At 63.7% G+C, this 22,641-nt stretch carries 22 protein-coding genes and 1 pseudogene; 14 read left to right on the plus strand and 9 right to left on the minus strand.

The window, feature by feature from the left end:
* Positions 1-216: 216 nt before the first annotated feature.
* The 3 genes from gyrB to dnaA all read right to left on the minus strand — a co-directional run bounded on the left by gyrB (position 217) and on the right by dnaA (position 5,759).
* Complete coding sequence (gene gyrB, locus U5A58_RS01920) at positions 217-2,688, minus strand: DNA topoisomerase (ATP-hydrolyzing) subunit B (RefSeq protein WP_321960088.1); 2,472 nt, start codon at positions 2,686-2,688, stop codon at positions 217-219.
* Between the two features lie 113 nt (positions 2,689-2,801).
* On the minus strand, positions 2,802-3,905 hold the full coding sequence (gene dnaN / locus U5A58_RS01925; RefSeq protein ID WP_028203240.1) for a DNA polymerase III subunit beta: 1,104 nt from the start codon (positions 3,903-3,905) through the stop codon (positions 2,802-2,804).
* 285 nt (positions 3,906-4,190) lie between these two features.
* Positions 4,191-5,759 carry a chromosomal replication initiator protein DnaA gene (gene dnaA / locus U5A58_RS01930; protein ID WP_321960089.1) on the minus strand — a complete coding sequence of 523 codons (1,569 nt, stop codon included), beginning with the start codon at positions 5,757-5,759 and terminating at the stop codon, positions 4,191-4,193.
* Between the two features lie 423 nt (positions 5,760-6,182).
* Between dnaA and rpmH the strand changes: the two genes are divergently transcribed.
* The 4 genes and pseudogenes from rpmH (at position 6,183) to yidC (ending at position 8,972) form a co-directional block, all read left to right on the plus strand.
* On the plus strand, positions 6,183-6,317 hold the full coding sequence (gene rpmH, locus U5A58_RS01935; RefSeq protein WP_026120950.1) for a 50S ribosomal protein L34: 135 nt from the start codon (positions 6,183-6,185) through the stop codon (positions 6,315-6,317).
* A gap of 91 nt (positions 6,318-6,408) precedes the next feature.
* A pseudogene (gene rnpA / locus U5A58_RS01940) lies at positions 6,409-6,831 on the plus strand (ribonuclease P protein component); the annotation flags it as partial.
* Between the two features lie 203 nt (positions 6,832-7,034).
* Entirely contained in the window at positions 7,035-7,265 is a 231-nt protein-coding gene (yidD, locus tag U5A58_RS01945) for a membrane protein insertion efficiency factor YidD (RefSeq protein ID WP_042266160.1), read from the plus strand.
* A gap of 30 nt (positions 7,266-7,295) precedes the next feature.
* The gene (gene yidC, locus U5A58_RS01950; RefSeq protein ID WP_321960090.1) at positions 7,296-8,972 is read left to right on the plus strand and encodes a membrane protein insertase YidC; all 1,677 of its coding nucleotides are present in this window, start codon (positions 7,296-7,298) and stop codon (positions 8,970-8,972) included.
* Between the two features lie 135 nt (positions 8,973-9,107).
* Here yidC and U5A58_RS01955 read toward each other — a convergent pair whose 3' ends face one another.
* Positions 9,108-9,527: a transcriptional regulator gene (locus U5A58_RS01955; protein WP_321907272.1), complete on the minus strand. Its 420-nt coding sequence runs from the start codon at positions 9,525-9,527 to the stop codon at positions 9,108-9,110.
* Positions 9,528-9,892: 365 nt separating this feature from the next.
* On the opposite strand from U5A58_RS01955, the gene mnmE reads away from it, so the two are divergent.
* The 5 genes from mnmE to U5A58_RS01980 all read left to right on the plus strand — a co-directional run bounded on the left by mnmE (position 9,893) and on the right by U5A58_RS01980 (position 14,115).
* Positions 9,893-11,293: a tRNA uridine-5-carboxymethylaminomethyl(34) synthesis GTPase MnmE gene (mnmE, locus tag U5A58_RS01960; protein ID WP_321960091.1), complete on the plus strand. Its 1,401-nt coding sequence runs from the start codon at positions 9,893-9,895 to the stop codon at positions 11,291-11,293.
* A gap of 151 nt (positions 11,294-11,444) precedes the next feature.
* The gene (locus U5A58_RS01965) at positions 11,445-11,756 is read left to right on the plus strand and encodes a DUF4148 domain-containing protein (RefSeq protein WP_321960092.1); all 312 of its coding nucleotides are present in this window, start codon (positions 11,445-11,447) and stop codon (positions 11,754-11,756) included.
* Positions 11,757-12,181: 425 nt separating this feature from the next.
* Positions 12,182-12,376: a hypothetical protein gene (locus U5A58_RS01970; RefSeq protein WP_321946768.1), complete on the plus strand. Its 195-nt coding sequence runs from the start codon at positions 12,182-12,184 to the stop codon at positions 12,374-12,376.
* Between the two features lie 145 nt (positions 12,377-12,521).
* Positions 12,522-12,758: a hypothetical protein gene (locus U5A58_RS01975; protein WP_321907264.1), complete on the plus strand. Its 237-nt coding sequence runs from the start codon at positions 12,522-12,524 to the stop codon at positions 12,756-12,758.
* Between the two features lie 331 nt (positions 12,759-13,089).
* Positions 13,090-14,115 carry a S1C family serine protease gene (locus tag U5A58_RS01980; protein WP_321960093.1) on the plus strand — a complete coding sequence of 342 codons (1,026 nt, stop codon included), beginning with the start codon at positions 13,090-13,092 and terminating at the stop codon, positions 14,113-14,115.
* Positions 14,116-14,174: 59 nt separating this feature from the next.
* On the opposite strand, the gene U5A58_RS01985 is transcribed toward U5A58_RS01980, so the two are convergent.
* The 4 genes from U5A58_RS01985 to U5A58_RS02000 form a co-directional block, all read right to left on the minus strand.
* Entirely contained in the window at positions 14,175-14,564 is a 390-nt protein-coding gene (locus U5A58_RS01985; protein WP_321960094.1) for an ecotin precursor, read from the minus strand.
* A 136-nt stretch (positions 14,565-14,700) separates the two neighbouring features.
* Complete coding sequence (locus U5A58_RS01990) at positions 14,701-14,868, minus strand: hypothetical protein (RefSeq protein ID WP_321960095.1); 168 nt, start codon at positions 14,866-14,868, stop codon at positions 14,701-14,703.
* A 43-nt stretch (positions 14,869-14,911) separates the two neighbouring features.
* Positions 14,912-15,076 carry a hypothetical protein gene (locus U5A58_RS01995; RefSeq protein WP_176732878.1) on the minus strand — a complete coding sequence of 55 codons (165 nt, stop codon included), beginning with the start codon at positions 15,074-15,076 and terminating at the stop codon, positions 14,912-14,914.
* 187 nt (positions 15,077-15,263) lie between these two features.
* A complete protein-coding gene (locus U5A58_RS02000) occupies positions 15,264-15,890 on the minus strand; it encodes a LysE family translocator (protein WP_321960096.1) in 627 nt (208 codons plus the stop codon).
* Positions 15,891-16,385: 495 nt separating this feature from the next.
* Here U5A58_RS02000 and sap1 point away from each other — a divergent pair, with 495 nt between their 5' ends.
* Both sap1 and U5A58_RS02010 read left to right on the plus strand, forming a co-directional pair.
* On the plus strand, positions 16,386-16,727 hold the full coding sequence (gene sap1, locus U5A58_RS02005; RefSeq protein WP_321960097.1) for a surface attachment protein Sap1: 342 nt from the start codon (positions 16,386-16,388) through the stop codon (positions 16,725-16,727).
* Positions 16,728-17,043: 316 nt separating this feature from the next.
* Entirely contained in the window at positions 17,044-17,598 is a 555-nt protein-coding gene (locus U5A58_RS02010; RefSeq protein ID WP_321960098.1) for a YaeQ family protein, read from the plus strand.
* 19 nt (positions 17,599-17,617) lie between these two features.
* On the opposite strand, the gene U5A58_RS02015 is transcribed toward U5A58_RS02010, so the two are convergent.
* The gene (locus tag U5A58_RS02015) at positions 17,618-18,028 is read right to left on the minus strand and encodes a VOC family protein (protein WP_321960235.1); all 411 of its coding nucleotides are present in this window, start codon (positions 18,026-18,028) and stop codon (positions 17,618-17,620) included.
* A 485-nt stretch (positions 18,029-18,513) separates the two neighbouring features.
* Here U5A58_RS02015 and ada point away from each other — a divergent pair, with 485 nt between their 5' ends.
* The 3 genes from ada to gshA all read left to right on the plus strand — a co-directional run bounded on the left by ada (position 18,514) and on the right by gshA (position 22,529).
* The gene (ada, locus tag U5A58_RS02020; protein WP_321960099.1) at positions 18,514-19,689 is read left to right on the plus strand and encodes a bifunctional DNA-binding transcriptional regulator/O6-methylguanine-DNA methyltransferase Ada; all 1,176 of its coding nucleotides are present in this window, start codon (positions 18,514-18,516) and stop codon (positions 19,687-19,689) included.
* A gap of 5 nt (positions 19,690-19,694) precedes the next feature.
* Entirely contained in the window at positions 19,695-20,717 is a 1,023-nt protein-coding gene (locus U5A58_RS02025; protein ID WP_321960236.1) for a DNA-3-methyladenine glycosylase family protein, read from the plus strand.
* A 189-nt stretch (positions 20,718-20,906) separates the two neighbouring features.
* Positions 20,907-22,529: a glutamate--cysteine ligase gene (gene gshA / locus U5A58_RS02030; protein ID WP_321960100.1), complete on the plus strand. Its 1,623-nt coding sequence runs from the start codon at positions 20,907-20,909 to the stop codon at positions 22,527-22,529.
* The last annotated feature ends 112 nt before the right edge of the window (positions 22,530-22,641 follow it).

Raw genomic sequence — 22,641 nt, forward strand, 5'->3', positions numbered from 1 at the left:
CTATCTTTGGACGCCTCGTCCGCGGCCGCACCTCGTACCGCACTCGCCCCGACCGCGCACACGCTCTCGATCTCTTTGCAACTTTTCCGTCGCACTGAGATAGCACAAATAGGAATCACCGGCTCTTCTAGGCCAGTCGCATTTATTTTGTCACGCAGTAGCAAAACTGTGGCGCCAGTAGCAATTACTCTGGCGCCCTACGGCAGCATCGGACGATCAAACGTCGATATTCCCCGCCCGCAGCGCATTGCTTTCAATGAACGCACGGCGCGGCTCGACATCGTCACCCATGAGCGTCGTAAAGATGCCGTCGGCGGCGATCGCGTCCTCGATCTGCACGCGCAGCAAACGTCGCACAGTCGGATCCATCGTCGTTTCCCAGAGCTGCCCGGGGTTCATCTCGCCAAGCCCCTTATAGCGCTGCTTCGACACATTGCGCTCGGCATCGGCGATCAGCCACTTCATCGCGCTCTTGAAGTCGTTCACGGCCATGCTGCGTTCGCCGCGCTTGATCACGGCGTTCTTGCCAATCAAGCCCTTGAACGTATTGGCCGTGTTCACGAGCTGCTGATAGTCGGCGGTGAGCTGGAACTCCTCGTCGATCACCGAGACCTTCACGTTGCCGTGATGGCGGCGCTCCACGCGCAGCGAACGTTGCTCGCGCACCTGGTCGTACATCGGCACGACGCTCACTTCCGGCTTGAGCGGATCGTCGCGCAGTTGCGCTTCGAGTGCACGCGCCGATGCCTCGGTCGATTCTTCACTCGACAGATCGATCGCCACGCCGTCCATGATCGCTTCGAGCGCGCGCTCGTCGTACAGACGCGAGAGACGATCCACCACGCCGCGTGCAAGCTGATACGAGCGTGCTAGCTCGCCAAGCGCGTCACCGGAGATTGGCGTTGCGCCTTCGTTCGGCACGAGCTCCGAGCCCTGCAGCGCGAGACGCAGCATATGCGCGTTCAGCTCCGAATCGTCCTTGAGATAACGCTCGTCCTTGCCCGCCTTCAGCTTGTACAGCGGCGGCTGCGCGATATACACGTAGCCGCGCTCGATCATCTCGGGCATCTGGCGATAGAAGAACGTGAGCAGCAGCGTGCGGATGTGCGCGCCGTCCACGTCCGCGTCGGTCATGATGATGATGCGGTGATAACGCAGCTTGTCGAGGTTGTAGTCGTCCTTGCCGATACCGCAGCCCAGCGCGGTGATCAGCGTGACGATCTGCTCGGAAGACAGCAGCTTGTCGTAGCGGGCCTTTTCGACGTTCAGCACCTTGCCGCGCAGCGGCAGGATTGCCTGGAACTTGCGGTCGCGGCCTTGCTTGGCCGAGCCGCCTGCCGAGTCGCCCTCGACGATATAGACTTCCGACTTCGCCGGATCTTTCTCCTGGCAGTCCGCGAGCTTGCCCGGCAGGCCCACGCCGTCGAGCACGCCCTTGCGGCGCGTCATCTCGCGCGCCTTGCGCGCGGCGTCGCGTGCGCGTGCAGCGTCGACGATCTTGCTGCAAATTGTCTTTGCGTCGTTCGGCGTTTCCAGCAGAAACTCCTCGAGCGCCTTCGCCACGACATCTTCGACCGGCGCGCGCACTTCCGAGGAAACCAGCTTGTCCTTCGTCTGCGAGCTGAACTTCGGCTCCGGCACCTTCACGGAAAGCACGCACGACAACCCTTCGCGCATGTCGTCGCCCGAGGTTTCGACCTTGGCCTTCTTCGCGATTTCGTTGTCGGCAATGTACTTGTTGATCACGCGCGTCATCGCCGCGCGCAGGCCGGTCAAGTGCGTGCCGCCGTCGCGCTGCGGGATGTTGTTCGTGAAGCACAGCACGCTTTCGTTGTAGCTGTCGTTCCACTGCATCGCCACTTCGACGCCCACGCCGTCCTTCTCGCTTTGCACGTAGAAGATGTTCGGGTGCAGGACGGTCTTCGCCTTGTTGATGTACTCGACAAAGCCCTTCACGCCGCCACCGAAGGCGAAATCGTCTTCCTTGCCCGAGCGCTGGTCGGTCAGGCGAATGCGCACGCCGTTGTTCAGGAACGAGAGTTCGCGAATACGCTTGGCGAGAATGTCGTAGTGGTACTCCACGCTGCCGAAGATGGTTTCGTCGGCCATGAAGTGCACTTCGGTGCCACGATTTTCGGTGTCGCCGAGCAGTTGCATGGGCGAGACCGTGAAGCCGTCGCGCTCTTCGAGCACGCGGTTCTGCGGCACGCCACGGTGAAATTCCATGAAGTGCTTCTTGCCGTCGCGGCGCACGGTCAGACGCAGGAAGCTCGAGAGCGCGTTCACGCACGACACACCCACGCCGTGCAGGCCGCCCGAGACCTTGTAGCTGTTCTGGTCGAACTTGCCGCCCGCGTGCAGCTCGGTCATCACGATTTCGGCGGCGCTGCGCTTCGGATCGTGCTTGTCGTCCATCTTCACGTCCGTGGGAATGCCGCGGCCGTTGTCGGTGATCGAGATGGAGTTGTCCGCGTGAATCACCACGTGGATGTCGTTACAGTAGCCGGCGAGGGCTTCGTCGATCGAGTTGTCCAGCACTTCGAAGACGAGATGGTGCAGACCGGTGCCGTCCGACGTGTCGCCGATGTACATCCCGGGCCGCTTGCGCACTGCCTCCAGACCTTCGAGGATCTGGATCGACGAGGCGCCGTAGCTGTTGTCGGGTTGCGAGTTGTTCGTATCAGTCATGGAATTTTCCGGTTCTGCGTACTGCCTGTGTTACTGCTCGAGACTTTTTCAAAAAGCCATAAAAACGCCAAAGGGGCGCAGCGCCCCCTGGTGTTCTTCTTCTGTCGCGCTTTTTAGATGCGCATCGGCATCACCACGTACTTGAATTCCTCGTTCTCGGGAATCGTGATGAGCGCGCTGGAGCTGGCGTCGCCGAGGCTCACTTCCAGCGTGTCGACCTTCAGGTTCGCGAGGACGTCGAGCAGATACGTGACGTTGAACCCGATGTCGATGGTGTCGCCCTGGTAGGCGATTTCCAGTTCTTCCTGCGCCTCTTCCTGGTCGGCGTTGGTCGACATGATCTTGAGCTGGCCCGGCTCGATGATGCAGCGCACGCCCTTGAACTTGTCGGACGTGAGAATGGCCGCGCGTTGCAGCGAGCGTTGCAGTTCTTCGCGGCCGATCTGGAAGGTGTTCTTGTGCGCCTTCGGGATCACGCGCTGGAAGTCGGGGAACTTGCCTTCCACGAGCTTCGAAACCAGTTCGACCTGGCCGAACGTGAACTTCACCTGCGTGGAGCCGATATCGATCTTCAGCACGTCGTCGATGTCTTCGAGCAGGCGCTGCAGTTCGAGAATGGTCTTGCGCGGGATGATGACTTCCTGGCGCGCGAACGAGCCTTCGATCTTCATCGACGAGAACGCGAGGCGGTGGCCGTCGGTCGCGACCGCCATGAGCTGGTCGCCGTCCACGACGAGCAGCATGCCGTTCAGGTAGTAGCGGATGTCCTGCTGCGCCATGGCGAAATACACCATGCCGAGCAACTGGCGGAACGTTTTCTGCGGCACCGCGAGGTTCGCGCCGAAGTCCTTGGCCTGCGCCACCGTGGGGAACTCGTCCGCGGCGAGCGTTTGCAAGGCGAAGCGGCTCTTGCCCGACTGCACCGTGAGGCGCTTGTCGGCGAGCGTGAGCGTGACCTGGCCGTCGGGCATGGCGCGCAGGATGTCGAGCAGCTTGCGCGCGGCGACCGTCGTGGCCACCTGGTCGTTGCCGACGCCGAAGTCGGCGGTCGTGGTGATCTGCAACTCGAGGTCGGTCGACAGGAACGAGACGTCGGAACCGGTTTTGGTGATCAGCAGATTGGCGAGGATCGGCAACGTGTGGCGGCGTTCGACAATGCCGCTCACCGTTTGCAGCGGCCTCAGCAGGTTATCGCGTTCGGTCTTGACCAGTTGCATAGAGTTCCTTCGTTGATGTGACGGTCTGCGCGCCCGCCTGGCGCCGGTTTTGCCGACGCGACCCCACGAATCGCAAGTGTGGGCGGCGGCTTCGGCGCCGCTCAGACGGTTGATGCAGCACAGGCCGCGGCGTGTTTCCCGCCCCGGACCGCCGGGCGGTTAAACCCATATTGTGCCTGAAAACGGACCACTTCCCTAAATTGGGGGCGATCCGCGAAATAAACAGGGCAAACCCTTCCGGATGCGACCGCTCGCCCCGCCATTCAGGCGCTGCTTGTCTGCGTGTTACCCCTTCAGCGTCTGTTCGAGCACGTGCAGCTCGTGATTGAGCTGAGCGTCCTTGGTGCGTTCGTCGGCGATCTTACGCACGGCGTGCAGCACCGTGGTGTGATCACGGCCGCCGAACAGCTCGCCGATTTCCGGCAGACTCTTCTGCGTCAGCTCCTTGGCCAGATACATGGCGATCTGGCGCGGGCGCGCGATATTGGCCGGGCGCTTCTTCGAATACATGTCGGCGACCTTGATGCTGTAGAAGTCAGCCACCGTCTTCTGGATGTTTTCGACAGAAATCTGGCGGTTCTGAACCGTCAGCAGGTCCTTGAGCGCTTCCTTGGTCAGCTCGATCGAGATCTCGCGGCCGTGGAACTTCGAATACGCGAGGATCTTGCGCAGCGCGCCTTCGAGTTCGCGAACGTTCGAGCGCAGATGCTTCGCGACGAAGAAGGCCACGTCCTCATTCAGGCTCACGCCTTCCGACTGCGCCTTGCGCATCAGAATGGCCACGCGCATTTCCAGCTCGGGCGGCTCGATCGCCACGGTCAGGCCCGAGTCGAAGCGCGAGATCAGACGGTCGTCGATACCCGAGATTTCCTTCGGATACGTATCGCTCGTGATGATCACCTGCGCCTTGTTGGCGACGAGCGCCTCGAACGCGTAGAAGAACTCTTCCTGCGTGCGCGACTTGCCTGAGAAGAACTGAATATCGTCGATCAGCAGCAGGTCGAGCGAGTGGTAGTAACGCTTGAAGTCGTCGAACGCCTTGCGCTGATAGGCCTTCACCACGTCGGACACATACTGTTCGGCATGGATGTAGCGGATACGCGCGCCCGGCTTGTCGAGCAGCAGCTGGTTGCCGATCGCGTGGATCAAGTGGGTCTTGCCAAGGCCTACGCCGCCGTACAGGAACAGCGGGTTGTACGAGATGCCCGGGTTGTCGGCCACCTGAATGGCTGCAGCGCGCGCGAGCTGGTTCGCCTTACCCGTCACGAAGTTGTCGAACGTGAGCACCGGGTTGAGCTTCGAGCGCTCGTAGGTCGGGTCGGGTTCGCCGTTCGAGGCAGCCGCGGCCGCGCCCTGGCCCGGACGCCAGGTACGGCGGCCGGCGGCGGCTTCGTTGGCGTCGAGGCTCGGCAGATCGAGATCGGCGGCGTCTTCAGCGGTGGCCTGCGCGACGGCGGCCGACGCGGCTTGCACCATGCCGGCGAGGCCCGTACCGCCAGTGACGGCGGCCGGTTGCGGCGCGACGGCGGCGACAGCCGACGCAGGCGCACTGGCCAGAGGCGCACGCGGTGCGGCAGCGGGCGCGACGTGAGGCGCGCGCATGCCCGCCTTCGGGTCGAGGACGAACTGCACGTCGACCGGGGTCTGCCAGAAGTCGCGTGCCAGATCGGTGATCCGGCCCGAGAACTGGCTCTTGACCCAGTCGAGCTTGAAGCGGTTGGGAGCGGCTATCTGCAGCGTGTTCGCCGCAGCATCGAAGGCAACCGGGGCCAACGGTTTAATCCACGTCACGTACTGCTGGGGCGTTAGCTCACGCTCCAGTAGTGCGGAACAGTGTTGCCAGAATTCGTTCATCGAGTTGCTGTGGTCGTTTTGTTTGCATGCATTGTTGTCGCTTCGCTCTTGTCGCACACACGCGACGAGGCCCTGACGAGGCGACGGCAATTGCTCCGGAAGCCCGCGCGGCAAGGGTCTTGCGGCAAGCAGGCGGGCCGGAGCGGCATGCAGGATTCTTGGGATAGGCGAGATTCTAACGCCGAAATCCCCTCGCCAGGAAGTTATCCACAGGGACGGATCAACGCACGTTCGTTCGTTCCCTTACAGCAGTCAATGCAGGTGCGGTGCAGCGGTTTCAAAAGGTTCGATCGCCTAAGCTATTGACGGCCAACGAAAAACCGGCTTAAATAGCGGGTTCCTCGAAAACCAATCCCTAGTACCACCGGCCATTGCCTTTTTCCGCGATGCTCGCCGCGGTCAAAACTCAACAGTGAGAGCAACATGAAACGTACTTTCCAACCTTCCGTTACCCGTCGCAAGCGTACCCACGGTTTCCGCGTGCGCATGAAGACCGCTGGTGGCCGCAAAGTGATCAACGCACGCCGTGCGAAGGGTCGCAAGCGCCTCGCCGTCTAAGTCGGGCAGCATCGCTATCAGCGAAATCACGGGTAGCGGCCCGCTCGCGAGCACGGCGAACAGGACGAACCCGGTAACTGATCGGGGCGTCATGCCGTCGCGAACGCAAGCCGCTTTTCCGAAAGCCGCAAGGCTACTGAAAACGGATGAGTTCTCATCCGTTTTTCGTTTGCGCCCCTGGCGCCGCACCGAGCACTTCGTCGTGTACGGCCGGCCCACCGGCAACGAGGCGCGGCTCGGACTCGTGATCGGCAAGAAGTACGCACCGCGCGCGGTCACGCGCAACCTGGTGCGACGTATTGCCCGCGAAGCGTTTCGTGTGCGCCGTGCGCAGTTCGAAGGTTTCGACCTGCTGCTGCGCCTGCATACGAAGTTCGACCGCAAGGCGCTGCCGGGCGCGTCTTCGCCGGGGCTCAAAGCCTTGTGCCGCGGCGAGATCGAAACGCTGCTCGAAAAGGCCGCGCGCGAAGTGGCGCGGCGTGGCGGCGCTGCGCCTGCGACATCTGCGCGCACCCCTTGCGCGGCGCAGGCCGCGGCACCAAGTGGGCAAGCAGCGGAGGAGCCGGCGCGTGCCCAGGCCGGTAGCGTTCCGCCGCCGGACCACGGCAGTTCCCGCACATCATGAGCGGGGCGCGCGAGTCCGGTTTATCCGACGTAGACGCCGCGCAAGCGGCACGTGGTTCGTCATCGAGCGCGGCGCAGTCAGGCCGCAACGCCATGCAAACGGTATTGATCGCACTGCTGCGTTTCTACAAGCTTGCCGTGAGTCCCCTCCTCGGCAGCCGGTGCCGTTTTTATCCTTCCTGTTCGGATTACGCGCGCGAGGCAATCCAGTATCATGGCGCCGCGCGTGGGACTTACCTCGCCGCGCGGCGGCTGTGCCGCTGCCATCCGTTTTCGGCGGGCGGCATCGATCTCGTCCCGCCTGCATCTCCGAAAAAGCGCTGACGCGCCACTCCATCGACACTGAGACAACGCATGGATATCAAACGCACCGTCCTATGGGTCATCTTCTTCATGTCAGCTGTCATGCTGTACGACAACTGGCAGCGCGACCATGGACGCCAGTCGATGTTCTTCCCGAACGCGACGCAAACGCAGACGCAAACCGCCGCCGGCGGCCCCGCGCCCGCTAGCGCCGCCAACGGGGCGTCCGACCTGCCGGCGGCCGCTGCCGCCGAGGGCCAGGCGCCGACGAACACCGCCCAGCCGGCTGCGGCCGCAGCCCAGCTCGTCCACTTCCGCACCGACGTCTACGACGGCGTGATCGACACGCGCGGCGGTTCGCTCGTGAAGCTGTCGCTCGTGAAGGAAAGCGCCGACGGCAAGGGTCCGGACCAGTACATCACGCTGTTCGACCACACGAACGACCACACCTACCTTGCACGCACGGGCTTGCTCGGCGGCGACTTCCCGAACCACAACGACGTGTTCACGGCAGTCGATGGCCCGCGCGAGCTGACCGGCGACGCCAACACCTTCCAGATCGCGCTTCAGTCGCCCGAGAAAGGCGGCGTGAAGGTCACCAAGACCTACACGTTCACGCGCGGCAGCTACGTGATCGGCGTGGACTGGAAGGTGCAGAACGTGAGCGGCGCGCCCGTTTCGCCGACGCTTTACATGGAAATCGTGCGTGACAGCGAGCCGGTCGAAACGCCGCGCTTCTCGCACACCTTCATCGGCCCGGCGGTGTACTCGAACGAGCATCACTTCCAGAAGATCACGTTCGGCGACATCGACAAGAACAAGGCGGACTTCGTGACCCAGGCCGACAACGGCTGGATCGCGATGGTGCAGCACTACTTCGCGACCGCGTGGATTCCGCAGCAAGGCGCAAAGCGCAGCATCTACGTCGAGAAGTTCGACAACTCGCTCTACCGCGTGGGTGTGAAGCAGCCGCTCGGTACGATCGCTCCGGGTGCGACGGACAACGTGCAGGCGCGCCTCTTCGCGGGTCCGCAGGAAGAGCGCATGCTCGAAGGTATCGCGCCGGGTCTGGAACTCGTGAAGGACTACGGCTGGGTGACGATCATCGCCAAGCCGCTCTTCTGGCTGCTCGAGAAGATCCACGGCTACGTGGGCAACTGGGGCTGGTCGATCGTGCTGCTCACGCTGCTCATCAAGGCCGTGTTCTTCCCGCTCTCCGCCGCCAGCTACAAGTCGATGGCGCGCATGAAGGAGATCACGCCGCGCATGCAGGCGCTGCGCGAGCGCTTCAAGAGCGACCCGCAGAAGATGAACGCGGCGCTCATGGAGCTCTACAAGACCGAGAAGGTGAATCCGTTCGGCGGCTGTCTGCCGGTGGTGATCCAGATTCCGGTGTTCATCTCGCTGTACTGGGTGCTGCTCTCGTCGGTGGAAATGCGCGGCGCGCCGTGGATTCTCTGGATTCACGACCTTTCGCAGCAAGACCCGTTCTTCATCCTGCCGGTGCTGATGGCCGTCTCGATGTTCGTGCAGACGAAGCTGAACCCGACGCCGCCGGACCCTGTCCAGGCCAAGATGATGATGTTCATGCCGATCGCGTTCTCGGTCATGTTCTTCTTCTTCCCGGCGGGCCTCGTGCTGTACTACGTCGTGAACAACGTGCTCTCGATCGCGCAGCAGTACTACATCACGCGCATGATGGGCAAAAACAAGAAGAAGGCAGCCTGAGTGCAGTGGCGGCGGTGACGCCGCCACTTGAATCAAGGCTCGAAAAAAAGCCGTCCGGTGTGAACCGGACGGCTTTTTGCTTGAGTGGATTGCCGTTTCCTTGACGCCGCAAAGCGCAGCGTTCGTGCTCGCGCGTTAGTTCTTCTCCGCGTCGCCATAAAATTGGGCGACCAGCTCCTGCACGAGATAGCGGTGATGGGCGCTGAGCGACTCGATCTTCGAGGCCAGTTCGAGCGTTTCCTCGGAAACCGGATATTTGTCGTCAGGCTTGCGGGGCCGCGGCACGGTCGAACCCGAGTTGCCCGGCGGACCGTAGTGCAGCCAGTGGATATCCACGTCGAACCATTTCGCCAGCGTCTCCAGCTTGTCGTGCGTGGGAATCGTGCGGCCGCTGAGCCACTTGTGAGCGGTTTGCGGCGAAACCGGATGCTCGCCGTGATGGCGCAGGTTGAACCGGTTCGCCAGGTCGGTACTGCCGCGCAGTTTTTCGGGCGCGCGCTTCATGGCGAACTTGAGACGTTCGGCAAAGGCGGCTTTTTCGTCGGATGTCGGCATGGGCCAGATTGTGCAGCCCGAAATCAGCGAAGATGACAACCATTTAGGCTATATTTAGCGTAATTAGGGGATAATTCGCCTGCTTCTGACGGCCTTATGATTTCGGTCGAGATCCCCGTAAATTCCCTTATGCGCATGGCATTGGTGGCTTCTTCCGCTCAAACTATCCAAATTCTGACAGAATTTGTTGAGATCAATCTTATCTAATTTAAGATAAAAACAGAGAAGTCTCGGCTAGCTGCCCAGCCGGAAAGCGCTTTGTCTGGCGCGTTACAATGCCTCGCGCTTTGAGAGTGCGCATGCGGCCGTAATCGGTCCCCGCACTCAATCCAGATTCCAGCCCAGCCCCACGGTCCACGTCCATCATGCTCGCCACCGATTCCGATCCCATCGTCGCCATTGCAACTGCGCCCGGACGTGGCGGGATCGGCGTCGTGCGCGTTTCGGCCGGTCGCGCCGGGGCGGCGGCGACCGCTGCGTTGATACAGGCACTCACCGGCCAGAACCTGGTCGCGCGCCACGCGAGCTACGTGCCTTTCCTCGACGGGACCGGCACCGTGCTCGACCGCGGTATCGCGTTGTCCTTTCCCGCGCCGCATTCGTACACCGGCGAGCACGTGCTGGAACTGCAGGGGCACGGCGGTCCGATCGTGCTGCAGCTCGTTTTGCAGCGCTGTATCGAAGCCGGCCGCGAGTTCGGACTACGCCTGGCCGAGCCTGGCGAATTCACGCGGCGCGCGTTCCTCAACGACAAACTCGATCTGGCCCAGGCGGAAGCCGTGGCCGACCTGATCGAGGCGAGTACGGAAGCGGCAGCGCGCTCGGCCGGCCGCTCGCTCGACGGCGCATTCTCGCGTGACATCCACGCGCTGGTGGACGACGTCGTCACGTTGCGCATGCTCGTTGAGGCGACGCTCGACTTCCCCGAAGAGGAGATCGACTTCCTCGAGGCTGCAGACGCGCGCGGCAAGCTCGCGCGCATTCGCGCGCAACTCGACCACGTGCTCTCCGAGGCGCGCCAAGGTGCTTTGCTGCGCGAAGGACTTTCCGTCGTGCTCGCGGGACAGCCCAACGTGGGCAAGTCGTCGCTGCTGAACGCGCTGGCAGGTGCAGAGCTCGCGATCGTGACGCCCGTTGCCGGCACGACGCGCGACAAGATTTCCCAAACCATCCAGGTCGAAGGCATTCCGCTGCATGTGATCGATACGGCAGGTTTGCGCGACACCGAGGACGAGGTCGAGAAGATCGGCATCGAGCGCACGTGGAGCGAAATCGGCCGCGCGGATGTGGTGCTGCATCTGCTCGATGCGCGCACGGGCATGAACGCCGAAGACGAGGCGATCGCCGCGCGCTTTCCTGCCGGTGTGCCGGTCGTCCGCGTGCTCAACAAGACCGACCTGACGGGCGTGGCGCCCGAAGTGGCGATGCGTCGCGCAGTTAGCGGTAGTGAAGTCTGCGAGTTGCGTCTTTCGGCGAAACAGGGCGACGGTATCGGGCTGCTGCGCGCGGAGCTGCTGCGCATTGCAGGCTGGCAGGCGGACGCGCAGAGCGTCTATCTCGCACGCGAGCGGCATCTCATCGCGCTGCGCGCTGCGCGCGAGCATCTCGCCCATGCCGCGGCGCACGCCGACCAGAATTCGCAATTGCTCGATCTGTTCGCCGAAGAGCTGCGCCTCGCGCAGGAGTCGCTGAATTCGATCACTGGTGAATTCACGTCCGATGACCTGCTGGGTGTGATCTTCAGCCGGTTTTGTATCGGGAAGTAACCCCGCATCGCGCCCCACCCATTCTTCCGCCGCCTGGAACAATCCCTTCGAAGCACGAGGGTTAACCCTCGGCGGCAATCCTCCTAGACTTTCGCTCATCGGATGCAGACATGTTGTCGCGCCGAACCAAAAGCCAAAGGAGGTAGTTAGCATGAAGTCCCTGATCCAGACCGTAGCCGTTGCCGTTGCCCTCGTCGTGCCGGTGGCGTCGTTCGCGCAATCGAATGCGTCAATTACCCGCGCCCAGGTGCGCGCCGAGCTCGTGCAGCTCGAGAAGGCAGGCTGGCGTCCGGGCGCAGGGGCCGACCCGCACTACCCCGACGACCTTCTCGCCGCCGAAGCCAAGGTGGCCGCCGCGAACGGCGCAACGAGCGGCTATGGCGGCGCGGCAGCAGGCAACTCGGATGCGGGCCGCCCGGCGGTGCCCAAGTCCGACTGGAACGCAATGTATAACCATCCGTAACACGGCAAAATCGCTAAAACGCTTGCCATGAACCACGGCAATCGCTTCGCATACCTGAATGAATACCTCCGCCGTCGTTGACTCGACGGCTTCGCTCGGGCCTCACGGCCTGGGCGCTTTTTCCGCCGTCCCCCAAGCCAACCTGGCGACGCGCTCAAAAGCAATGCTTGTTCAGCTTCTCCGTTGCGCACTACGAGTTAACTGCAACGTCATTTAATTCGTAGTGCGATTCATTTATCAATTCACTAGCAGTCGATTCTTTAGCGGGCGCGCCCCGTCTCTTCCGCTCGCTAACACGACTCTCTTCCCCCATCAAACCACAGCGTCCATTGCGGGCGGCTGTAATTTGTAGACACACATCGTTGCTTTTCCAAACCATTGCCCCGGCGCGGCTCGTCGACAATCGGTGCCATAGGAGAACGACTATGAAAACACTCTTCTGCGCAATGGCTCTGGTTGCCTTGTCGGCTGGCCTCACGGGTTGTGTGGTGGCGCCGCCATACGCGTACGCGCCTGCGCCAGCTTATGGCTACGGTTATGCGCCGGGCTACTATGCGGCGCCTTCGGTGGATATCGGGGTTGGCGTGGGCGGCTATTACGGCCACGGCTGGCGACATTAAGGGGACCATAACAAGGCCCTTGAAAGGTTGATGTCTGACCTTTGAACTTGACCTATCCGATGTGATAGCTGTACACGCGCCACCGCCGAACTAAAGTGGCGAGACACGCTTTTACAAGACGCTGGGCCGGCACACGGGGGCAACCATGAGATTCATCGACGACGAGATCGCGCACATCACGCGCGCAATGGCGCCCTCGTTATCCGCTGGCACGACACCGGCCGTCTTTTCATTCGATTACTGGTACGAGCGCCTCTCCGCGCTGCTCGACCTCGCCCAGATCACGCCATCCCAGTTCCGTACAGTCGACGCGCTCATGCTCGAGCTCGAAACGCGCCAGGCTGCCTTCGGCACGAAGGCGCGAGAGGCGCTGGCCGCATGACTCGCCGGTTCACGACTTTGCTTCGCCCCGCTTAACCTCGCCATGTCACCCGAGCATGGATTAGCCCGCGCAAGCGGGCTTTTTTCTTTTCCGGGACGGCAGGCACAAAAAAGACCGCGGCAGGGGCCGCGGTCAAGAGCTTGCCATTAGGCATCCTACGCGGCGCCGAGGGGTTGTCGCCGCCTCACCATTCTCGCGGCCTGCCCCTTGCGCAGCAACGGTTTGCGCCCCGATTTAACAATCCTTAACCTTTTGACGGGTCCGGCTCGCGCTCTTGAAAACGCCACGCGCCCCCTGCATGTACAGCCCACTTTTTCGGAGATTGAGAATCGTGGGCAGACGACCTTCCTTCATTGACGATCTGGCTCGCGGCGTCCCTCCCGACGGCGCGAGCCAGCGTGCGGGCATCGACGACGGCGCGCTCCTCGACGCCTATTCGCGCACTGTGATCGGCGCGCTGGAGCGCGTGCAGCCGGCCGTCGCGCACATTGCTGTCGAGCGGCGCGCTTCGGGCCAAGCGCCCGCACGCGGCGGAAGCGGCTCGGGCTTCCTGTTCACCCCGGACGGCTACTTGCTGACGAATAGCCACGTGGTGCACGGAGCAAGCAAGCTCAGCGTCACACTCGCGGACGGCTCGACGCAGAGTGCAGACCTGGTCGGCGACGACCCGAGCACAGACCTCGCCGTGTTGCGCATCGGCGCGCCAGAGGCGCTGCCGCACGCGCAGCTGGGCGATTCGGCGGGCCTGCGCGTCGGACAGATCGCCATCGCCGTGGGCAGCCCGCTGGGCCTCGCGCAAACGGTGACGACGGGCGTCGTGTCGGCGCTCGGCCGCTCGCTACGCTCCGAGTCCGGCCGCATGATCTACGACGTGATCCAGACCGATGCCGCGCTCAATCCGGGCAACTCGGGCGGACCGCTGATCAATTCGGCGGGTCAGGTGATTGGCGTGAATACGGCGATCATTCCGGGTGCGCAGGCCATTTGCTTCGCCACGGCCATCGACACGGCAAAGTGGGTCATCACGCAGCTCTTCGCGCACGGCCGGGTGCGCCGGGCCTATATCGGCATTGCCGGCACCACGGTGCCGATCGCGCGCAGGGTGCAGCGCTATTTCGACCTGAGCGCAACTACCGGCGTGCGGGTGATGGAGATCGTCAAGGGCAGTCCCGCTGCGCTCGGCGGCTTGCGCGTGGACGACACGATCGTGACGATCGACGGCCTGCCCGTGGACGGCATCGACACGCTGCAGCGTCTCTTCGACGTTTCGCGCATTGATCGCGCCGTGGATATCGGTGTGATCCGCTTGACGCAGCGGCTTGACCTGAGGGTGACGCCAGTCGAGCAAACAGGCTAAGCGCAAGGAATGACTCGCGTGAAGCGCGGCGCGCCTTGGTACGCGCGCCGCTGCCTGAATTACCAGCCGCCGCCGGGCTGCGCATAAACCGGCTGTTGTCCATAGCCGGACTGCGCGTAGCCGTCGTCGTATTGTGGCGGAGGCGGCGCGGGCTGCGCCGGCGCGCAGGGCACATAGCGGCCCGAATACTGGTCGTAGCATGCAGCACCCGCCGGGGCGGCGGCATAGACCGGCGCTGGCTGCGCATACACCGGCGCGGGCTGCACATAGGCCGGCTGAGCCGGGTACACCACCGCCGGGCCGCTGTTCAGCACGGCGCCGACCGCGGCGCCAATCAACGCACCGCCCACCAGCGCACCCACCACATCACCGCCGTGATCGTGCGCGCTCGCGGGGCCCGCCGCCACCGCACACCCCGCCAGCACCAAAACGGCTGCCATCTTTCGCATGTCGTTCTCCCTGAGAACCTTTGAAAACATGCGGCCGATTGTCAGCCCGATTGCCGGATACAGGTGCAGCAAGTGGTAACGACGAATTACGGGAAGATGCGGCCTGGCAGCGCGCGCTGGCCGGGAGCGAGTCCCGTCAGCGTGCGTGCTCGCCGTCGTGCGCGTCTGCCTCGTGCGAGCGCGGCGTGTTACCGCGCTGCCCGGCAGACGGACAGAGAAGGGTGAGCGCGATGGATAGCACCATCAGCACGAACAATGCGACGAAGTACGCCATCCAGGAGAACTCGAATTCCACGAGTGCCACCCATAGGCTTCGGCGCGTTCATCCGCGCGATGCGTACGCCCGCTCAGTGATGCAAAAGGCTGCGCAACGGATGACGCCAGTCCATATGGTGTCCGTCGCCCGCTTCCACGCGCTGTCGATGCTCCTCGAGGATTTCGTCGGAAAACAGGAAGACGACAATGACGAGGGGAATCACCAGAAACGCGCCCAGTATTACGTGTTCGATCACGATAACCTCCTGGTTGTCAAGCGGTTTGCAACTGCATTGTAGCCGGGACGCGACAGTTTGCACATCCAGCGCGCAAAACAATGTTCGCCAACCATCACAAGCCAGCCTGAGCAGCCCGCGTGCCCGGTTCGCGGGCCTCGAAACGTGGCCCGCGTCACGGCCGCAATCGCGCCAAAAAAGGAGGCCGTTATGCCGCCGACTTTCTCCACGCGGCGGCAAAGAGCCCAGCGCCGATGAGCAGCGTGCCGCCGGTGCGATTGATCGCGCGCTGCACGCGCGGGCTGCGCACGACCTTGCGCGCGGCCGCTGCGAGCAGTGCGTAGAAGACGGCGTTGAGCGTTGCGAGCACGAGGAACGTGGCCTCGAACACGACGATCTGCGGCGTCATGGCCGCATGCGGGTCGATGAACTGCGGCACGAAGGCGACGAAGAAAATGATGCTCTTCGGGTTGAGCGCGGTGACCGCATACGCGTGCGCGAAGATGCGGCCAGTGCGCGTCTCCGACGTGTCCGGCGCGGCGCCTTCGCCAACCGGCGCGCGCCAGAGCTTCGCGCCGAGGTAGATCAGATAGGCCGCGCCCACCCATTTCAGCACCGAGAACAGCGTGGCGGAGGCCGCCAGGACCACGCCAAGCCCGAGCATGGACGCGGTCATCGCCGTGAAGTCGCCGAGCGCAACGCCAGCCGTGGTGGCGAGCGCGTAGCGTCGGCCGTGGCCGAGCGCGTAGGAAACGACCAGCAGCACGGTGGGGCCGGGAATGGCAACGAGAATGGCCGACGCAATCGCGAACGGCAGCCAGTGAGCGAAAGTCATGGAGGTTCCTCCGTTGGGAAGCCCGATTTATCCACGAACTTTTGCGGTACGCAAGCAGGGCGTGCGACCTTTTTTTGGTAGCTTCAGGCGCGCCCTGGCATCGATTTTATTCTATCGCCAATCCATTAATGCGCCCGCTAGCAATTGGCGCTCAGGTGACTTTAGGTGCGCCGCGTCATTACGCATTCAAGCGTCTACTAAACCGCTTAAATCAAAGCCGGTTCGATTGTCCTATTCCGGCTATAACCAGCTGCGGCTTGTTGGATAAGGCACGGTGCCTTGTAATCAACGCTTCGGAGTGCAGCTTGACGCCCTTTGGCGGCGAGCCGAATGCCATCGCGCCGCTCGACTTCATGCTGCAAGCATCCACGCCTGTTGCAAGCGCACACAAGTCGGTCTTGCAGTCTTTCAACCGTTTTCTATGTTTAAAGACGCGGGTCCGGCATGAGAGTTAAATACATAGCTAACCTGACTAAATTTCCGCAGGAGGCAAACATGAAAATGCTATCCGGTATCGCCGTCGTGGCGGCCAGCTTTGCTTGCGCCTTTGCGGTTCAGGCTCAGGATGTCGGCGTGAAGCCGCAGCAAACGGTGCAGCTCAAGCCGGGTTCCTATGGCTGCCTCTCGAAGGACAAGCTCGACGCCGTCGCGCAGCACGAGCAGGCCGGCGAGCGTCAGCAGATGCAGGAGTACTTCACAGGATTCCAGTGTCTGTCCACGCCCGACAACCAGTCGTTCCGCGTCGTACAGGTGGTGGGTCATGACGTCGAATTCGTCAACGCGGCGAACGCCGATGAGCAAGGTCTCTGGACCAGCGACCGCTTCATCAAGCAATAAGCTCGCATCCCCATCTGCCGGAGATTGCACTCACCCGCGAAGCGTGCGAGTCGCACCCGGACGATATTCGTGAAGTGTCAACGCGCCCCTCGCAAGATGGCCCGACGCACGTGCGCCGGGCCATCGTGATTGACGGGCACGCTGCCGTGACCGGATCCAACGCGTCGCGCGCCGCTGTCAAACCCCCGTCACGTTCTCCTCAGACCATCCGCATTGCGTCGTCGCGATCGACACACGCTGCATGTCGACTCGACCGGCACGTCGCTTGCTTGAAACTTCGCTATCATGTGCGGCTTTCGCGCGCCCGGAATTCGGTATGGCACTCAAATCAACCATCTACAAGGCAGAACTGCAGATCGCGGACATGGACCGGCACTATTACGCCGACCATGCGCTCACGATCGCGCGCCATCCTTCCGAAACCGACGATCGCATGATGGTCCGCATCGCCGCGTTTGCGCTCTTTGCGAGCGAGCGGCTCGAATTCTGCAAGGGACTCTCCGATACGGACGAGCCCGACCTCTGGTGCAAGGACTACACGGGCGCGATCGAAACGTGGATCGAGGTGGGCCAGCCCGACGAACGCCGTATTGCCAAGGCGAGCGGCCGCGCGGACGAGGTCATCGTGATCGCCTACGGCGGGCGGACCTCCGACATCTGGTGGCAAGGCGTGCGCAACAAGGTCGAGCGCCTGCGCAACGTCACGGTCTGGTCGCTGGGCGAGGGCGTTGCCGCGTCGCTTGGCGCGCTGGCCGAGCGCACCATGCGCCTGCAATGCACGGTGCAGGACGGCGCGGCCTGGATCGGCAATACGAGCGCCGAGCCCGTGGCGGTCGAATGGAGCGTGTTCAAGGCCCCCGAAAACGTCTGACGGTCGGCTGCGCGCGCGTTCAGGCGTGCGGCGGCCCCTTGAGTTCCACCATGTTGCCTTCCGGGTCGAACAGATACAGCGACGGCCCCAAACCTTCCGCCCCATAGCGCTCGACGGCATTGCCGGGGCGCGCACCATGCTGCGTCAGATGTGACGTGAGCGCCTCGGCATCGAACGGCTCCACACGCAAACAGAGATGATCCATGTTGCCGTTTGCGCCAGCAGGCGGCGCGCCGGCGCCCCGGTCGAGCGGACCGCCGATCGTCACGAGATCGATGAGCGAGCGTCCTGCGCGCAACTGCGTGAGCCCGAGATCGCGCTGCTCACGCTCCGGCTCACAACCGAGCACTTCGCAATAGAAACGCGTCATGGCGGCCAGATCGGCTGTTCGAATGACGACGTGGTCGATCTCACGAATCTTGATCCGCATGGCGTCCTCGGGGTGGTGCAGGGCTTCCATGATGAACCTGTGGACGCAGGGCTGCGCAGAATGCGCGCATGGCAGCGGGCCTCGCGAACGGCAATCGGCGGAGAATAGCGGGTGGGGGAGAGAAACGCTGGACGAAAAAAAGCCCGCTGCTGTGAGCGGGCTTAATCCATATCAGGAGGAGACATGGAGGAGACAGGAACCACTATACCGAGTCGGCTGACGCGACGCAACAACTTTTTAAGGGAAAACCCGCAAAGTTGCTATTTTGTCGCACGGGAATCGGCAACGCGCCACCAGGGATTCACCGAAGGCCATAAAAGTGCCAGATAAGTACCCGGCAAGGGCACGCTCATGGCCCATGCCGACCGCAATGACAGCGCAAGATCCGGCGCGCTATCGTCCGTACGCGAAGCTAGAGTGAGGGCATACAGACAGGCACCACGAGGAGCCCTCAAATGAGCGCCGTCCCTGAAATGAAACCAGCGATGAAACCTGCAAAAGCCAAGGACACGCCAGCGCACGAGTGGACGAACGACGCCGACCGCTGGCAAGCCGTCACGTCGCGCGACGCCCGCGCCGACGGCGCATTCTTCTACGCCGTGCGCACGACCGGCGTGTTCTGTCGCCCGTCGTGCGCGTCGCGGCTGCCGCGGCGCGAAAACATCGAATTCTTCGTCGAGGCCGACGACGCACGCGCCGCCGGCTATCGCGAATGCAAGCGCTGCCGCCCGGGCGGCCTGCCGCGCGAGCTGGAAATCGTGCGGCGCGCCTGTGCGGCGCTCGACGCCGACCCGCAAGAACGGCTCACGCTCGCGCAGTTGGGCGAAGCCGTGCATCTGAGCCCATTTCACCTGCAGCGCCTCTTCAAGCGCGTGCTGGGCGTTTCGCCACGCCAATATCAGGCGGCGCGCCGCGGGGCCGTGCTGCGCGACGCGCTGGGCGAGGGCGCCGACGTCACGCGCGCGAGCGCCGACGCCGGCTTCGGCTCGTCGTCGCGGCTCTATCACAGCGTGCCGGGCGAGCTGGGCATGGCGCCTTCCGCGTATCGCCGCAAGGGCGCGGGATTGACGATTCACTACGCCGCCACGCCCACGCCGATCGGCTTCGTGCTGATCGCGGCAACGGCAAAGGGCATTTGCCGGATTGCGTTCGGCGACGATGCCACGACGCTCACCGGCGCGCTCACGGCCGATTTCGCGAACGCGCTGTGCATTGAGGACAAGGCCGCGGTCGCGCCGTTCGCCGCGCAGATCGACGCGTATCTGCATGGCCGGCGCGAGCGTTTCGATCTGCCGCTCGACATTGCCGCGACGGCGTTCCAGCAGCGCGTGTGGGACGCGCTCCAGCGCATTCCCTACGGCGAGACGCGCAGCTACACGCAGATCGCCGAAACGCTCGGTGCACCGCGCGCGGTGCGGGCCGTGGCGAGCGCGTGCGCGTCGAATCCGGTGGCGCTGGCGATTCCGTGCCATCGCGTCGTGCAGAAGGGCGGCTCGCTCGCGGGTTATCGCTGGGGGCTCGAGCGCAAGGCGGCGCTGATCGACGCTGAATCGCGCGCCGGCGAGATCCGTGCATCGCAGGGAACCACGCGATCAACAAAAAGCGCGAAAGACAACCGTTCGACCTCGAACCGCGCCAAAACACCGGAGACCGCTGCTTGAGTGTCATCGCCCCACAACCCGAAGCACAAACCGAGTCGCAGACACAGAGCGCCACACTCGAACTGCCGTTTCGCGCGCCCTATGACTGGCAGCGTGTTCTGCGCTTTTTCAGCGGCCGCGCGACGCCGGGCGTCGAAGCGGTGGAGGACGGCGCGTGGCTGCGCGCGATCGACTTCAACGGCGCGAGCGGCACGCTCGCCGTGCGCCGTCACGCGCGCAAGCATTGCCTCGTCGTGCAGGTCGATGGGCCCGTCAGCGCGCACGCGGCGGCACTCGCCGCGCCGCTCTCACGCATGTTCGACGTGCACGCCGATCCTGCCGCAGTCGCCGCGCATCTGAGCTGCGATCCATGGCTTGCGCCGCTCGTCGCGGCCGTGCCGGGGCTTCGCGTACCCGGTGCGTGGTCGGGCTTCGAACTCGTGGTGCGCGCGATCGTCGGGCAGCAAGTCAGCGTGAAAGCGGCCACGACCATTGTCGGGCGCCTCGTCGAGCGCGTGGGCAAGCGCATCGACGGCCACGCGCACGCGCGCACAGCGTGGCGCTTTCCCACGCCCGCTGCGCTCGCCGCCGCCGATCTTGCGGGCATCGGCATGCCGGGCAAGCGCGTGGCCGCGCTGCAGGGCTTCGCGCAGGCCGTGGCGAGCGGTGCGGTGCAAATCGAACGCGCCTACGCAGAAAAAGCAGAAAAAGATCAGGAAAAGCCGCGTAGCAAGCGCCAAAACAGACAAATCGACACTATCGCGCCAGAGGCCGCCGATCTCGACGCGATGCGCGCCGCACTGCTCGCGTTGCCTGGCATCGGGCCGTGGACCGTGGAATACGTCGCAATGCGCGCGTGGCGCGATGCGAACGCGTGGCCCGCGACCGATCTCGTGCTGATGCAGGCCATCGCGGCGCGCGATCCGGCGCTCGTGCGCGCGACCCAACAGCGCACCCGCACGGACACATGGCGCCCCTGGCGCGCGTACGCCGCCATGCATTTGTGGAACGAAATCGCCGATCGAGCGGGCGCGGCGCGCGGCGGCTAGGGCGAAGCAAGGAAGGGCAAGGGACCGGGCGCCGCCCCCGGGGAAGCGCGTGCCGGCGGGCCAAAACCCCAACCGAGGCAGGCCCAAGCAGGTCTTTCGGCGAGATGTTAAAGTGCCCGCTACCGAAAAGAATCCCGGCCGGCGAGCGCTCGCAGCACCGCGCAGCCGGCCCGAGCCCGACTTGCCTCAATGTCAGACACGATCTCAACACGCACGAACGACGTTCTCGCACAGCGCCTTTCCGTGCTGGGCGACGGGCCACATCGCGGCGCGCTCACGCGCGGTCTGCGCGGCATCGAGAAGGAAAGCCTGCGCGTGACGCGCGACGGCCGCCTCGCCATGACGCCGCACGCCGCGGCGCTCGGTTCGGCGCTCACGCATCCGTCGCTGACCACCGACTATTCGGAAGCGTTGATCGAGATCATTACGCCTGCCGAGACCGATGCGTCGATCACGCTCGCGAAGCTCGACGAGCTGCACCGCTACGTCTACGCCGTACTCGCGCGTGATGGCGAAATGCTCTGGAACGAATCGATGCCGGGCCTCTTGCCCGACACCGACGACGGCATTCCCATCGCGCGCTACGGCAGCTCGAATATCGGCCGCCTGAAGTACGTGTATCGCATGGGTCTTGCGCTGCGCTACGGCCGCACCATGCAGTGCATCGCCGGCATCCACTACAACTATTCGCTGAGCGATGAAGTGTGGCGCGTGCTGCACGCGCATCATCAGTCCACGGCGTCGCTCACCGACTATCAGTCCGAGCGCTACCTCGCGCTGATCCGCAATTTCCGCCGCACGAACTGGCTGCTCATGTATCTGTTCGGCGCTTCGCCCGCGCTCGACGCGCGCTTCCTGCGCGGCCGCGAGCACAAGCTCGAAGCGTTCGACGCCGACACGCTCTATCTGCCGTACGCAACGAGCCTGCGCATGAGCGATCTCGGCTACTCGAACACGACCGCCCAGTCCGCTTTGCGCGCCGACTACGACACGCTGGCAGGCTATCTCGACGCGCTCGCGCAAGCCGTGAGCCAGCCGTATCCGCCTTACGAGGCGATCGGCACGCATCGCGACGGCGAATGGGTGCAGATCAACACGAACGTGCTGCAGATCGAGAACGAGTTCTACTCGACGATTCGGCCCAAGCGCGTAACGCATCCGGGCGAGCGGCCGCTGCATGCGCTCGCCGCGCGTGGCGTGCAGTACGTCGAGGTACGCTGTATGGACATCGATCCGTTCGAACCCATCGGCATTTCACTCGAAACCGCACGGTTTCTCGACGCCTACCTGCTCGCGTGCGCACTGGACGAAAGCCCGCTCCTGCCTGCCGACGCTTACGCCGAATCGAATGAAAACTTTGGCCTCGTAACGAAAGAAGGGCGCCGCCCGGGTCTCGCGCTCAAGCGCGAGAACAAGGACGTCTCGCTGCACGAGTGGGCGCAGGAGCTGTTCGAGAAAATCGGCCACGCAGCCGCCGTGCTCGACGCGGCGCACGGCAGCGACGAGCATACGCGCTCGCTCGCGGCACAACGCGTGAAGCTGGCCGACCCGTCGCTCACGCCTTCGGCGCGCGTGCTGCAAACCATGCGCGATAACAAGCAGTCCTTCCTGCAATTCGCACTCGCACAAAGCGAGCGCCACGCCGCGCAATTTCTCGCGCGTCCGCTCGACACGGCGGTCACGGCTGAGTTCGAAACGCTCGCGAGCGAATCGCTCGCAGAGCAGGCGCAACTCGAGCGCGACGAAGTCGGATCGTTCGACGCGTTCGTCGCCGCGTATCGCGCATATACGCTCAATCGCTTCAGCGTCTGAGTAGAGCGTCCAGGCCGCGTTCGAGCGGCAAGCCAGTGCGCCATTGCGGCGCACACATCCCCTCGAAGTTTGCCCCGGGCACCGCATTTGCTCGCAACACCAGCGTGCAGAT

Source organism: Paraburkholderia sp. J7 (genome assembly GCF_905220155.1).
Classification (GTDB): Bacteria; Pseudomonadota; Gammaproteobacteria; order Burkholderiales; family Burkholderiaceae; genus Paraburkholderia.

What these genes read in the sequence shown, in the direction of transcription:
- gyrB (WP_321960088.1), bottom strand. Translation starts at nt 2,688, where the DNA reads ATGACTGATACGAACAACTCGCAACCCGACAACAGCTACGGCGCCTCG.
- dnaN (WP_028203240.1), bottom strand. Translation starts at nt 3,905, where the DNA reads ATGCAACTGGTCAAGACCGAACGCGATAACCTGCTGAGGCCGCTGCAA.
- dnaA (WP_321960089.1), bottom strand. Translation starts at nt 5,759, where the DNA reads ATGAACGAATTCTGGCAACACTGTTCCGCACTACTGGAGCGTGAGCTA.
- rpmH (WP_026120950.1), top strand. Translation starts at nt 6,183, where the DNA reads ATGAAACGTACTTTCCAACCTTCCGTTACCCGTCGCAAGCGTACCCAC.
- yidD (WP_042266160.1), top strand. Translation starts at nt 7,035, where the DNA reads ATGCAAACGGTATTGATCGCACTGCTGCGTTTCTACAAGCTTGCCGTG.
- yidC (WP_321960090.1), top strand. Translation starts at nt 7,296, where the DNA reads ATGGATATCAAACGCACCGTCCTATGGGTCATCTTCTTCATGTCAGCT.
- U5A58_RS01955 (WP_321907272.1), bottom strand. Translation starts at nt 9,527, where the DNA reads ATGCCGACATCCGACGAAAAAGCCGCCTTTGCCGAACGTCTCAAGTTC.
- mnmE (WP_321960091.1), top strand. Translation starts at nt 9,893, where the DNA reads ATGCTCGCCACCGATTCCGATCCCATCGTCGCCATTGCAACTGCGCCC.
- U5A58_RS01965 (WP_321960092.1), top strand. Translation starts at nt 11,445, where the DNA reads ATGAAGTCCCTGATCCAGACCGTAGCCGTTGCCGTTGCCCTCGTCGTG.
- U5A58_RS01970 (WP_321946768.1), top strand. Translation starts at nt 12,182, where the DNA reads ATGAAAACACTCTTCTGCGCAATGGCTCTGGTTGCCTTGTCGGCTGGC.
- U5A58_RS01975 (WP_321907264.1), top strand. Translation starts at nt 12,522, where the DNA reads ATGAGATTCATCGACGACGAGATCGCGCACATCACGCGCGCAATGGCG.
- U5A58_RS01985 (WP_321960094.1), bottom strand. Translation starts at nt 14,564, where the DNA reads ATGCGAAAGATGGCAGCCGTTTTGGTGCTGGCGGGGTGTGCGGTGGCG.
- U5A58_RS02000 (WP_321960096.1), bottom strand. Translation starts at nt 15,890, where the DNA reads ATGACTTTCGCTCACTGGCTGCCGTTCGCGATTGCGTCGGCCATTCTC.
- sap1 (WP_321960097.1), top strand. Translation starts at nt 16,386, where the DNA reads ATGAAAATGCTATCCGGTATCGCCGTCGTGGCGGCCAGCTTTGCTTGC.
- U5A58_RS02010 (WP_321960098.1), top strand. Translation starts at nt 17,044, where the DNA reads ATGGCACTCAAATCAACCATCTACAAGGCAGAACTGCAGATCGCGGAC.
- U5A58_RS02015 (WP_321960235.1), bottom strand. Translation starts at nt 18,028, where the DNA reads ATGCGGATCAAGATTCGTGAGATCGACCACGTCGTCATTCGAACAGCC.
- ada (WP_321960099.1), top strand. Translation starts at nt 18,514, where the DNA reads ATGAAACCTGCAAAAGCCAAGGACACGCCAGCGCACGAGTGGACGAAC.
- gshA (WP_321960100.1), top strand. Translation starts at nt 20,907, where the DNA reads ATGTCAGACACGATCTCAACACGCACGAACGACGTTCTCGCACAGCGC.